The 11,551-nt window shown below is 69.5% G+C and carries 9 protein-coding genes and 1 pseudogene; 2 read left to right on the top strand and 8 right to left on the bottom strand.

Annotated features, from left to right (window positions below; translation table 11 throughout):
* Window positions 1-198 precede the first annotated feature (198 nt).
* Together gabT and ACIP4Y_RS30430 are read left to right on the top strand one after the other, a co-directional pair.
* Window positions 199-1,533, top strand: coding sequence for a 4-aminobutyrate--2-oxoglutarate transaminase (gene gabT, locus ACIP4Y_RS30435; protein ID WP_358645098.1), 1,335 nt, complete (start codon window positions 199-201; stop codon window positions 1,531-1,533).
* A gap of 384 nt (window positions 1,534-1,917) precedes the next feature.
* Window positions 1,918-2,580: pseudogene (locus ACIP4Y_RS30430) on the top strand (phosphatase PAP2 family protein); the annotation flags it as partial.
* On the opposite strand, the gene ACIP4Y_RS30425 reads toward ACIP4Y_RS30430, so the two are convergent.
* The 8 genes from ACIP4Y_RS30425 to ACIP4Y_RS30390 all read right to left on the bottom strand — a co-directional run bounded on the left by ACIP4Y_RS30425 (window position 2,522) and on the right by ACIP4Y_RS30390 (window position 11,519).
* Entirely contained in the window at window positions 2,522-4,330 is a 1,809-nt protein-coding gene (locus tag ACIP4Y_RS30425) for a chitinase (RefSeq protein ID WP_401398881.1), read from the bottom strand. The pseudogene ACIP4Y_RS30430 and the gene ACIP4Y_RS30425 overlap by 59 nt on opposite strands.
* A gap of 85 nt (window positions 4,331-4,415) precedes the next feature.
* The gene (locus ACIP4Y_RS30420; protein WP_401398880.1) at window positions 4,416-4,874 is read right to left on the bottom strand and encodes a hypothetical protein; all 459 of its coding nucleotides are present in this window, start codon (window positions 4,872-4,874) and stop codon (window positions 4,416-4,418) included.
* Between the two features lie 104 nt (window positions 4,875-4,978).
* Complete coding sequence (locus tag ACIP4Y_RS30415) at window positions 4,979-5,779, bottom strand: hypothetical protein (protein WP_401398879.1); 801 nt, start codon at window positions 5,777-5,779, stop codon at window positions 4,979-4,981.
* 138 nt (window positions 5,780-5,917) lie between these two features.
* Window positions 5,918-7,348, bottom strand: coding sequence for an NAD(P)/FAD-dependent oxidoreductase (locus ACIP4Y_RS30410; protein WP_401398878.1), 1,431 nt, complete (start codon window positions 7,346-7,348; stop codon window positions 5,918-5,920).
* A gap of 36 nt (window positions 7,349-7,384) precedes the next feature.
* A complete protein-coding gene (locus ACIP4Y_RS30405) occupies window positions 7,385-8,185 on the bottom strand; it encodes an ABC transporter permease (protein WP_358645108.1) in 801 nt (266 codons plus the stop codon).
* Window positions 8,186-9,115, bottom strand: a complete 930-nt coding sequence (locus ACIP4Y_RS30400) for an ABC transporter permease (protein ID WP_401398877.1) — start codon at window positions 9,113-9,115, stop codon at window positions 8,186-8,188.
* Entirely contained in the window at window positions 9,115-10,275 is a 1,161-nt protein-coding gene (locus ACIP4Y_RS30395) for an ABC transporter ATP-binding protein (RefSeq protein WP_401398876.1), read from the bottom strand. The genes ACIP4Y_RS30400 and ACIP4Y_RS30395 overlap by 1 nt, the downstream gene beginning before the upstream one ends.
* Window positions 10,272-11,519, bottom strand: a complete 1,248-nt coding sequence (locus ACIP4Y_RS30390; protein WP_358645114.1) for a spermidine/putrescine ABC transporter substrate-binding protein — start codon at window positions 11,517-11,519, stop codon at window positions 10,272-10,274. The genes ACIP4Y_RS30395 and ACIP4Y_RS30390 overlap by 4 nt, the downstream gene beginning before the upstream one ends.
* Window positions 11,520-11,551: the final 32 nt, after the last annotated feature.

Here is an 11,551-nt window from a genome sequence, read left to right as displayed (position 1 = left end):
CGTGGCCGTGAGGGGCCGGGCCCGCCCGGGTGGGCTATGTCCACGGCGGACAACGGGAGCCGCCGACAACGCCCACATGGAGCATGCCCACCCCCCGGAACCGGTCTTAGCCTGCGAGAAAAGAAGGTATGCGTCCGAAAACGCACCGCCCGGAACCGCCCGGGACCGCCCGGTACGCAAGATCATCAGGGAGCCCCCATGACCGCACTTCCGCAGGAGCGCCGCGTCGTCACCGCCATCCCCGGCCCGAAGTCGCAGGAGCTTCAGGCCCGCCGTACCGCCGTGGTCGCGCAGGGCGTGGGCTCCGTGCTGCCCGTGTTCACCGCGCGCGCGGGCGGCGGCATCATCGAGGACGTCGACGGCAACCGGCTCATCGACTTCGGTTCCGGTATCGCGGTGACGAGCGTCGGCGCCTCCGCAGAGGCCGTCGTGCGCCGGGCCTCCGCCCAGCTCGCCGACTTCACCCACACCTGTTTCATGGTCACCCCGTACGAGGGCTACGTGGAGGTCGCGGAGGCGCTGGCCGAGCTGACCCCGGGTGACCACGCCAAGAAGTCCGCGCTGTTCAACTCCGGCGCCGAGGCCGTCGAGAACGCCGTCAAGATCGCGCGTGCGTACACCAAGCGGCAGGCCGTGGTCGTGTTCGACCACGGCTACCACGGCCGGACCAACCTCACCATGGCGCTGACGGCGAAGAACATGCCGTACAAGCACGGCTTCGGCCCGTTCGCCCCCGAGGTGTACCGCGTGCCGGTCGCCTACGCGTACCGCTGGCCCACCGGCCCGGAGAACGCCGGCCCCGAGGCCGCCAAGCAGGCCATCGACCAGATCACCAAGCAGGTCGGCCCGGACAACGTCGCCGCGATCATCATCGAGCCGGTGCTGGGTGAGGGTGGCTTCATCGAGCCCGCGAAGGGCTTCCTGCCGGCCATCCGCCAGTTCGCCGCCGACAACGGGATCGTCTTCGTCGCCGACGAGATCCAGAGCGGCTTCTGCCGGACCGGGCAGTGGTTCGCCTGCGAGGACGAGGGCATCGTCCCCGACCTGATCACCACCGCCAAGGGCATCGCGGGCGGTCTGCCGCTCGCCGCCGTGACCGGCCGCGCCGAGATCATGGACGCCGCGCACGCCGGCGGCCTCGGTGGTACGTACGGCGGCAACCCCGTCGCCTGCGCCGGTGCGCTCGGCGCCATCGAGACGATGAAGGAGCTGGACCTCAACGGCAAGGCCAAGCGCATCGAGGAGATCATGAAGGATCGCCTCACCGCCATGGCCGAGAAGTTCGACATCATCGGCGACGTGCGCGGACGCGGTGCCATGATCGCGATCGAGCTGGTCAAGGACCGCGCCACCAAGGAGCCGAACCCGGAGGCCACCGCCGCGCTCGCCAAGGCCTGCCACGCCGAGGGCCTGCTGGTCCTCACCTGCGGCACCTACGGCAACGTGCTCCGCTTCCTGCCCCCGCTGGTCATCGGCGAGGACCTCCTGGGCGAGGGCCTCGACATCATCGAGCAGGCCTTCGCGCGCATCTGAGCAGCGGGTCCGCACTGATGAAGGGCGCCTGCGGCAGGCCGTGTGAAGAACGTGTGCGGGGTGGATGACGGGAGCCGATTCCGTCTGCCCAACCGCCCCGGCCTGCCGTAGGTTCTCTCCAGATGAGAGATACACCCGTCCCCAGGGGACTGTGGACGGACGCCGGGCCGAGGCCTCCCCAGCTTCGACCTGGTCGTGCCCTCGCGCACACAACCGGCGCCTGACGGCGCCGGGATCTCCTCACCGATCGGACGGTCGCCGCCCCAAACCCCCCGGGGCGAGCGACGTTCCGATCCGGACGGCCGCCTCGGAACCACCCCCCCTGTTCCGGGGCGGCCGACCTCCTTCCCCGTGTCCGCGGGTACGTCTGCCAAGCTGGGCGCCGTGTCGACCGTAGTCCGCCGTGCCCCGCTCCTCGGCCTTCCGGCCGTCCTCTTCGCGCTGATCACCTGGCAGGTCGTGGCGCACGGCCCGCTGCTGCGCCTGGACGCCCGCCTGAGCCGGGCCCTGGTCCGTCCGGACCGGTTCGCCGAGATCCTGTCCGACCTGGGGAACGTCCAGGTCGCCGTCCCGGTCCTCGTGCTCGCGCTCGGCCACGTGCTGTGGCGGGGCCGGGCCGCCGGTGCCGGGCGGTGGTGGCTGCCGCCGCTCGCCGCGGCCGTGCTGATGGCACTGGTCCCGGCGATCGTCGTACCGCTGAAGGACTGGACCGCCCGGCCGGGGACACCGGTGATGCCCCCGGCCGTCGGCTACTTCCCGTCCGGTCACACGGCCACGGCGGCGGTCGCCTACGGCTCCGCTGCCCTGCTCCTGCTCCCCTGGCTCCGCTCCCCCGCCGCCCGGCGCTCGCTGGTGACCGGCTGTGCGGTGCTGGTCCTCGGGGTGTCGTACGGACTGGTCCGGCACGGCTATCACTGGCCGCTGGACGTGGTGGCCAGCTGGTGCCTGTGCACCGTGCTGCTGACCGCCCTGTCCCTCGTGCCGGGCGTCAGCCGAAGTAGCCGTCGAAGGTCTTCTGGAACTCCCCGTTCGCGTAGCGGTCCCAGTTCACCGACCACGTCATCAGACCCCGCAGCGCGGGCCACGTCCCGTGGGTGGCGTACGAGCCGCAGTTCGTCTTCTTCGTCAGGCAGTCCAGGGTCCTGGTGACCTCGGACGGGGAGACGTAGCCGTTGCCCGCGTTCGTCGACGCCGGCATGCCGATCGCGACCTGGTCGGGGCGCAGCGGCGGGAAGACGTTGCCCGGGTCGCCGGCGACCGGGAAGCCGGTGAGCAGCATGTCGGTCATGGCGATGTGGAAGTCGGCGCCGCCCATGGAGTGGTACTGGTTGTCCAGGCCCATGATCGGGCCCGAGTTGTAGTCCTGGACGTGCAGCAGCGTCAGGTCGTCGCGCAGGGCGTGGATGACCGGGAGGTACGCGCCGCAGCGGGGGTCCTGCCCGCCCCACTTGCCGGTGCCGTAGTACTGGTAGCCGTTTTGTACGAAGAAGGTCTCCGGGGCCATGGTCAGCACGAACTGGGCACCGTACTTGGCCTTCAGGGTCTTCAGAGCGGAGATCAGGTTCACGATCACGGGCGTGGTGGGGTTCTTGAAGTCCGTGTCGTTCGCGTTCAGGGACAGGGAGTGGCCCTCGAAGTCGATGTCCAGGCCGTCGAGGCCCCAGGTGTCGATGATCTTCGAGACGGAGGAGACGAAGGCGTCCCTGGCGGCCGTGGTCGTCAGCTGGACCTGGCCGTTCTGGCCGCCGATCGAGATCAGCACCTTCTTGCCGGCCGCCTGCTTGGCCTTGACGGCCGCCTTGAACTCGGCGTCGCTCTCCACGCCGGGGCACTCGGTGACCGGGCAGCGGTCGAAGCGGATGTCCCCGGAGGTGACCGAGGTGGGCTCGCCGAAGGCCAGGTCGATGACGTCCCAGCTGTCGGGGACGTCGGCGAGGCGGGTGTAGCCGGCACCGTTGGCGAAGCTCGCGTGGAGGTAGCCGACGAGGGCGTGGGCGGGCAGGTCGGACGGGCCGCCGCCGGTGCCGGCGCTGGTGGTGGCGGTGACGACCGCGGACTTCGCGGACTCGCCGGCGGCGTTGACCGCGGCGACCTGGAAGCCGTACGCCGTCGAGGCCGCGAGACCGGACACCGTCGCCGACGTGCCGGTCACCGTCTGGACCCTGGCCCCGTCGCGGTAGACCGCGTAGCTCGTCGCGCCGGTCACCGCCGACCAGGACAGCCCGACGGAGGACGAGGTCACGGAGGTGGTCTTGAGGCCGGTCGGGGCGGCGGGCGGCTGTCCGGTGCCGCTGCCGCCGGGGCCGACCAGGGTGATGTCGTCGGCCTGGTAGGCGCCGGTGCCGTACCAGCCGTGGGTGTAGATCGTGACCTTGGTGGTGGAGGCTCCGGTGCGGAAGGTGGTGCTCAGTTTCTGCCAGTCGGGGGCGGACTGGGTCCAGGCGGAGACGTCGGTGGTGCCGGTGCCGTTGGCGCCGAGGTAGACGTAGGACCCGCGGACGTATCCGGACAGCGTGTACTGCGCGTCGGGCTGGACGGTCACCGTCTGGGAGCACTGGGCGTTGTCGCTGCCCGCCGGGGTGGCCTGCAGCGCGGCACGTCCGCTGTGCACCGGTGAGCCGACCGTCGTACCGGCCGTGCAGGTCCAGCCGGTCAGGCCGGACTCGAAGCCGCCGTTGACCGCGACGTCCGCGTCGGCCGCACGGGCGGCCGACGAGAGCGCGGTGACTCCGGGCACGGCCAGCAGCGCGGCCGTGAGCGCGGCGAGGACGGATCTGGGACGTCGGGCGCGGTCCACAAGGGCCTCCGGGATCGGGGGAGTTGGAGGGGCGGAGCGCACACAACTTGGTCCAGACCAATCCTCTTGTCAAGACGTCCGGGCGCTACCCGTCCTCGTCCCTCCCCCTGGCCGGCCCGGCAGCCGCCTCGTGCATCGCCACTTCCAGCAGCGCCGGGTCGGTCAGCGTGCCCGAGCCGTCCGGCGGCACCAGCCAGCGCACACCGCGGGTCACCCGGCCCGGGTACGGTACGACGATCCAGGTGCCGGTCCCGGCGGTACGGATGCCGGTGCCGAGCCAGCGGGCCGCGGTGCCCGGGGGCACGAAGAACCCGACCCGGTTGTCGCCGGAGTCGACGAGCACCGGGCCGGGTCGGTCCAGGACGCGGGTGAGCACGTCCAGGGTCGGGTAGCCGAGGTCACCCGGCAGGATCAGGACGTCCCACGCCTTGCCGGCGGGCAGCAGGGCGACCCCGAGGGGGTTGCGTTCCCACTCCCAGCGGCAGGCCTCGGGGTCCGGTGCGACGGATGCCAGCCATTCGACCGCCGTCTTCGCCCCAGTCATGAAGAAGCCTCCCTCTCGCTCGTGGACGCGGTTGCGTCACAAGGGAGAGAGAGGCTTGCGGCCGGCATTACGCGGGTTCCGGGCACCCTTTCGGGTGACCTGCGTCAGCCGACGTCGGCGGGGGGATCCTGCACCGGCTGCTCCTGAGGCGTCTCGGGCTGCGGAGTCGCCTGCGACTCCTGAGGGGGCTGCTGGGCGTCCTGGGACTGCTGGTCGTCCTGCGTCGCCGCGGACCCCTGCTGATTCTCATGAGTCAACTGGTCCTGCTGCTGGTCCTGCTGGGGGTCCTGCTGGTCCTGCTGGTCCTGCTGCTGGGTCTGCTGGTTCTGCTGATTCTCCTGAGTCTGCTGAGTCTGTTCCTCCTGCGTCTGCTGATCCTGCTGGGTCTCCTGGGTGTGCTGGTCGTTAGTGTCGGCGTCCGCAGGGTCAGGCGTCGCGGGATTCGGCTTGCCCGGGTCCGGCTTGCCCGGGTCCGGCCTGTTCGGTGTCTGCTTCCAGTGGTCCGTATCGCCGTGGTCCCGTTCCTTCCAGCGGTCCTTGTGCTCGTGGTGCCAGAAGTAGTGGAAGTCGCGGTGGGAGTCCCAGAAGTAGTACCGGTACTGCTTGATCACGATGTAGAAGCACTGGTGATCGTCGTCCCAGTAGTACTTCCGCTTCTCCACCCAGCAGGAGAACTTCTTGTGCTTCTTCCAGTGGGACGACTTGTGCTTCTCCCAGCAGTAGAGCTTGACGTGCCGGAGGTGCTGCGCAGCCGTACCCGCCCCCTGCGGCATCGGCGCCGCCGTCGCGGTCGCGGCCGGCAGGATGACACCGCCGGTGACGAAGGCGGCCGAGGCCGCCGCGGCGGCCAGGCCCAGCCGGCGCCTGGGACGGGCTACGTCGTGCTTGCGAGTCGCGCGGGTCATGAGGTCTCCTGCTGATCCGGTACGGAAGTCGGTGCCTCGCGGTGAGGTCGTGCTTCCAGTACGCCGGAACCGGGCGGCAGGGTCACGCTCCGGGATCTCGTGGCTTGACGGCACCGTGGACAGCGCGTACAAGCCCCCTCAGCTGTCGAAGCCCAGCCCCAGCCGGTCCATCGTCCGCAGCCACAGGTTCCGCCGGCCCCCGTGGGCGTCCGCGCGGGCCAGGGACCACTTGGTGAGGGCGATACCGGTCCAGGCGAACGGCTCCGGCGGGAACGGCAGCGGTTTCTTGCGGACCATCTCCAGCTCGGTCCGCTCGGTGCGCTCCCCGTCCAGCAGGTCCAGCATCACGTCCGCGCCGAACCGGCTCGCACCGACGCCGAGGCCCGTGTAGCCCGCCGCGTAGGCCACCCGGCCCTGGTGGGCGGTGCCGAAGAACGCCGAGAAGCGGGAGCAGGTGTCGATCGCGCCGCCCCAGGCGTGGGTGAAGCGGACGCCCTCCAGCTGTGGGAAGCAGGTGAAGAAGTGGCCCGCGAGCTTGGCGTAGGTCTCGGGCCGGTCGTCGTACTCGGCGCGGACCCGGCCGCCGTAGGGGTAGATCGCGTCGTAGCCGCCCCACAGGATGCGGTTGTCGGCGGACAGCCGGAAGTAGTGGAACTGGTTCGCCGAATCCCCGAGGCCCTGTCTGTTCTTCCAGCCGATCGCGGCGAGCTGGTCGGCGGTGAGCGGCTCGGTCATCAGCGCGTAGTCGTAGACCGGGACGGTGTACGAGCGCACGCGGCGCAGCAGGCTCGGGAAGATGTTGGTGCCGAGGGCGACCCTGCGGGCGCGGACGGCGCCGTACGGGGTGCGTACGGCCATCCCGGCGCCGTAACTCTTCAGGGTCAGGGCGGGTGTGTGCTCGTACACCCGCACCCCGAGCTTCAGGCAGGCCCTCTTCAGGCCCCAGGCCAGCTTGGCCGGGTGCAGCATGGCCACGCCCCGGCGGTCCCACAGGCCCGCCTCGAAGGTGGGCGAGTTCACCTGCTCGCGCACGGCGTCGGTGTCCAGGAACTCGATGCCGTCCGCGAGCCCCTTGTCCTCCAACTCCCGGTGCCAGTCGCGCAGTTCCCAGGCCTGGTAGGTCTCGGTGGCGACGTCGATCTCGCCGGTGCGTTCGAAGTCGCAGTCGATGCCGTGCCGGGTGATCGCGGCCTCGATCTCGTCGAGGTTGCGCCGGCCCAGCTCCTCCAGTGTGTGGATCTCGTCGGGCCAGCGGGCCAGGCCGTTGGGCAGGCCGTGCGTGAGGGAGGCGGCGCAGAAGCCGCCGTTGCGGCCCGAGGCGGCCCAGCCCACCTCGCGGCCTTCCAGCAGCACCACATCGCGCTGCGGGTCGCGCTCCTTGGCGTTGAGCGCGGTCCACAGTCCGCTGTAGCCACCGCCGACGACCAGCAGGTCGCAGGTCTCGGTGCCGGTGAGGGCGGGCTCGGCGTGCGGCTTTCCGGGGTCTTCCAGCCAGTACGGGACCGGCTGGGCTTCGGAGAGAGAGGCGATCCAGTTGTCTTTGCCACGGCTCATGGCGCTTGGGGCCATGATTTCAACTCCCTACAGAGGACGTTCCGAAAAGGGCTATGCCTTTTGCTTGTTCCGGCGATTGCCGATGACCATCGACGTCAGGACGAACAGCACGGCGACCAGGAACATGGCCGTACCGATCACATTGATCTGCACGGGCGTTCCGCGCTGCGCCGACCCCCAGACGAACATCGGGAAGGTGACGGTCGAACCGGCGTTGAAGTTGGTGATGATGAAATCGTCGAAGGAGAGCGCGAAGGAGAGCAGCGCGCCCGCGGCGATTCCGGGTGCCGCGATCGGCAGGGTGACCCGCAGGAAGGTCTGCACGGGACCGGCGTACAGGTCCCGGGCGGCCTCCTCCAGGCGCGGGTCCATCGACATCACGCGCGCCTTGACGGCGGTGACGACGAAGCTCAGGCAGAACATGATGTGGGCGATCAGGATCGTCCAGAAGCCCAGCTGGGCGCCCATGTTGAGGAACAGGGTGAGCAGCGAGGCGGCCATGACGACCTCGGGCATCGCCATCGGCAGGAAGATCAGCGAGTTCACGGCGCCGCGCGCGCGGAAGCGGTAGCGGACCAGCGCGAAGGAGATCATCGTGCCGAGGATCGTGGCGCCTACCGTGGCCCATACGGCGATCTGGAGGCTGAGGGACAGCGAGCCGCACATGTCGGCCACACCGCACGGATCCCTCCAGGCGTCCGTGGAGAACTGCTGCCATTCGTAGTTGAAGCGCCCCTTCGGTCGGTTGAAGGAGAACACCGTGACGATGACGTTGGGCAGCAGGAGATAGGCGAGCGTCAGCAGTCCGGCGATGACGACGAGACGGCGCTTGAGCCAGTTGACGAAGGGCATTTAGACGAGATCCTCCGTCCCGGACCGGCGGATGTAGAGCGTGACCATGGCCAGGATCGCGGCCATGAGGATGAAGGACAGGGCCGCGGCCGTCGGATAGTCCAGAATGCGCAGGAACTGCGTCTGGATGACATTGCCGATCATGCGGGTGTCGGTGGAGCCGAGGAGTTCGGCGTTGACGTAGTCACCGGCCGCCGGGATGAAGGTCAGCAGCGTCCCGGAGACCACGCCCGGCATGGACAGCGGGAAGGTGACCTTGCGGAAGGTGGTCCACGGCCTGGCGTACAGGTCGCCGGCCGCCTCGTGCAGCCGCCCGTCGATCCGCTCCAGCGAGGTGTACAACGGCAGGATCATGAACGGCAGGAAGTTGTACGTCAGGCCGCACACCACCGCGAGCGGGGTGGCGAGGACACGGTCGCCGGCCGTCCAGCCGAGCCAGTTGGTGAGGTCCAGGATGTGCAGCGAGTTCAGCGTGTGCACGACCACGCCGTTGTCGGCGAGGATCGTCTTCCAGGCCAGGGTGCGGATCAGGAAACTGGTGAAGAACGGCGCGATCACCAGGATCATGATCAGGTTGCGCCAGCGGCCGGCCCGGAAGGCGATGAGGTAGGCCAGCGGATAGCCGAGCAGCAGGCACAGCAGCGTCGCGGCGGCGGCGTAGGACACGGACCGCAGGAACTGCGGCCAGTACCCGGACAGCGCGTCCCAGTAGGTCGCGAAGTGCCAGGTGACCTTGTACCCCTCCTCCAGGGAGCCCTGCTGCACGGAGGTGGAGGCCTGGTAGAGCATCGGCAGCGCGAAGAAGACGATCAGCCAGAGCATGCCGGGCAGCAGCAGCCAGTACGGCGTGAACCGGCCGCGCCTGCGCGGTGGCTTCTGCGCGGGTTCCGCGGGGGCGAGGGGCGGGGGCGCCTCGGAGAGCGTGGACATCAGGCGGCGACCTCTTCCTCGGTGCCCGCGTCGATGTCCTGGGCCGCGTCCAGCCCGAAGGTGTGGGCCGGGCTCCAGTGCAGGACGACGTCGGCGCCGGGGACGAGCCGGCCGTCCCGCTCGACGTTCTGGACGTACACCGCGAGTTCGTCGCAGACGGGGCTGTCGATGACGTACTGCGTGGAGACGCCGATGAAGCTGGCGTCGGCGATCTTGCCGGTGAGGCGGTTGCGGCCCGCCGGGATGTCCCCCGCGTCGTCGGCGTGCGTGAGGGAGATCTTCTCGGGCCGGATGCCGACCAGCACCTTGCCGCCGGCCGTCGTCGGGGCGGAACATCGCGCCTCGGGCAGCACCAGCTTGCCGCCGCCCGCCTTGAGCACGATGTCGTCGCCGTTCTTCGTGTCGACCTCGGCCTCGATGAGGTTGGAGGTGCCGAGGAAGTTCGCGACGAAGGTGCTCTGCGGGTTCTCGTACAGGTCGGCCGGCGAGCCGAGCTGCTCGACGCGGCCCGCGTTCATCACCGCGACCGTGTCGGCCATGGTCATGGCCTCCTCCTGGTCGTGCGTGACGTGCACGAAGGTGATGCCGACCTCGGTCTGGATGCGCTTGAGCTCCAGCTGCATCTGGCGGCGCAGCTTGAGGTCGAGGGCGCCGAGCGGCTCGTCGAGGAGGAGCACCTTCGGGTGGTTGATCAGCGCGCGGGCCACCGCGACCCGCTGCTGCTGGCCGCCGGAGAGCTGGTGGGGTTTCTTGCGTGCCTGCTCGCCCAGCTGGACCAGCTCCAGCATCTCCTCGACCTGCTTCTTGACGCTCTTGATGCCGCGCCGGCGCAGGCCGAAGGCGACGTTCTCGAAGATGTCGAGGTGCGGGAAGAGGGCGTAGGACTGGAAGACCGTGTTGACCGGCCGTTTGTACGGCGGCAGGTGGGTGACGTCCTGGTCGCCGAGGCGCACGGTCCCGGAGGAAGGTTCCTCCAGGCCGGCGATCATGCGCAGGGTGGTGGTCTTGCCGCAGCCGGAGGCGCCGAGCAGGGCGAAGAAGGAGCCCTGGGGCACGGTCAGGTCCAGCGGGTGTACGGCGGTGAAGGAGCCGTAGGTCTTGGAGATGCCGGCGAGGCGGACGTCGCCGCTGTTGTCCGGTGTCGTCTTCATCGTCGTCACGCCCCTGTGAGCTTCGCGAATTTTTCTTCGTAGGCCGTCTCTTCCTTCTGGCTCAGGGAGCGGAAGGCATGGGACTTCGCCTGCATGGCCTTGTCGGGGACGATCAGCGGGTTCTCCGCCGCGTCCTTGTCGATCTTCGCAAGGTAGGGCTTCACGCCGTCGACCGGCGTCACGTAGTTGATGTACGCGGCGAGCGCGGCGGCCTGCTCGGGTTCGTAGAAGAAGTCCATGAGCCGCTCGGCGTTCGTCTTGTGCCGCGCCTTGTTGGGGACGCACATGTTGTCGGTCGACGTCATGTAGCCGCTGTCCGGGATGACGAAGTCGACGTCCGGGCTGTCCGCCTTGAGCTGGACCACGTCGCCGGCCCAGGCGATACAGGCCGCGAAGTCGCCCTTGGTCAGGTCGGAGGTGTAGTCGTTGCCGGTGAAGCGGCGGATCTGGCCCTTGTCGACGGCCTTCTGGAGGCGGGCGATCGCGGCGTCGTAGTCGTCGTCGGTGAACTTCGCCGGGTCCTTGCCCATGTCGAGCAGGGTCATGCCGATGGAGTCCCGCATCTCCGACAGGAAGCCGACGCGCCCCTTGAGCCTGGGATTGTCGAGCAGGTCGGAGACCGACTTCACCTCGATGCCGTCGAGCGCCTTCTTGTTGTAGGCGATGACGGTGGAGATGCCCTGCCAGGGGTACGAGTACGCCCGCCCGGGGTCCCAGTCGGGGTTGCGGAACTGGGCCGAGAGGTTGGTGTACGCGTGCGGAAGGTTCGACGGATCGAGCTTCTGCACCCAGCCGAGGCGGATCAGCCGGGCGGCCAGCCAGTCGGTGAGGACGATGATGTCGCGGCCGGTGTCCTGGCCCGCGGCGAGCTGCGGCTTGATCTTGCCGAAGAACTCGTTGTTGTCGTTGATGTCCTCGGTGTAGGTGACCGTGATCCCGGTCCGCCGGCGGAAGGTGTCGAGCGTCGGGTGGTGCTTGCCGCTGTCGTCGACGTCGATGTACTCGGTCCAGTTGGAGAAGTTCACCGTCTTCTCCCGGGCCGAGTGGTCCTGGGCGGAGGTGCCGCCCTGGCTCTTGCCCGCCGCGGGGATCCCGCAGCCGCTCAGCGCCCCGAGGCCGCCGGCCGCGAGCGCGCCGCTCGCGGAGGCCCGCAGCAGTGACCGGCGGGTCAGGGCGGCCCTGCCGCCCAGCAGACTGCGCCGCATGGCGGCCACTTGGGGCGGGGTCAGACGGTCGGGCTCGTACTGCTCCATGCGCGTGGTGCCCTTTCGGGAGGGATCGGCCT

This window comes from Streptomyces sp. NPDC088810 (assembly GCF_044750305.1).
Lineage (GTDB): Bacteria > Actinomycetota > Actinomycetes > Streptomycetales > Streptomycetaceae > Streptomyces.
The sequence above is the reverse complement of the archived record's forward strand: the minus strand, read 5'-3'. Positions and strand labels throughout refer to the sequence as shown.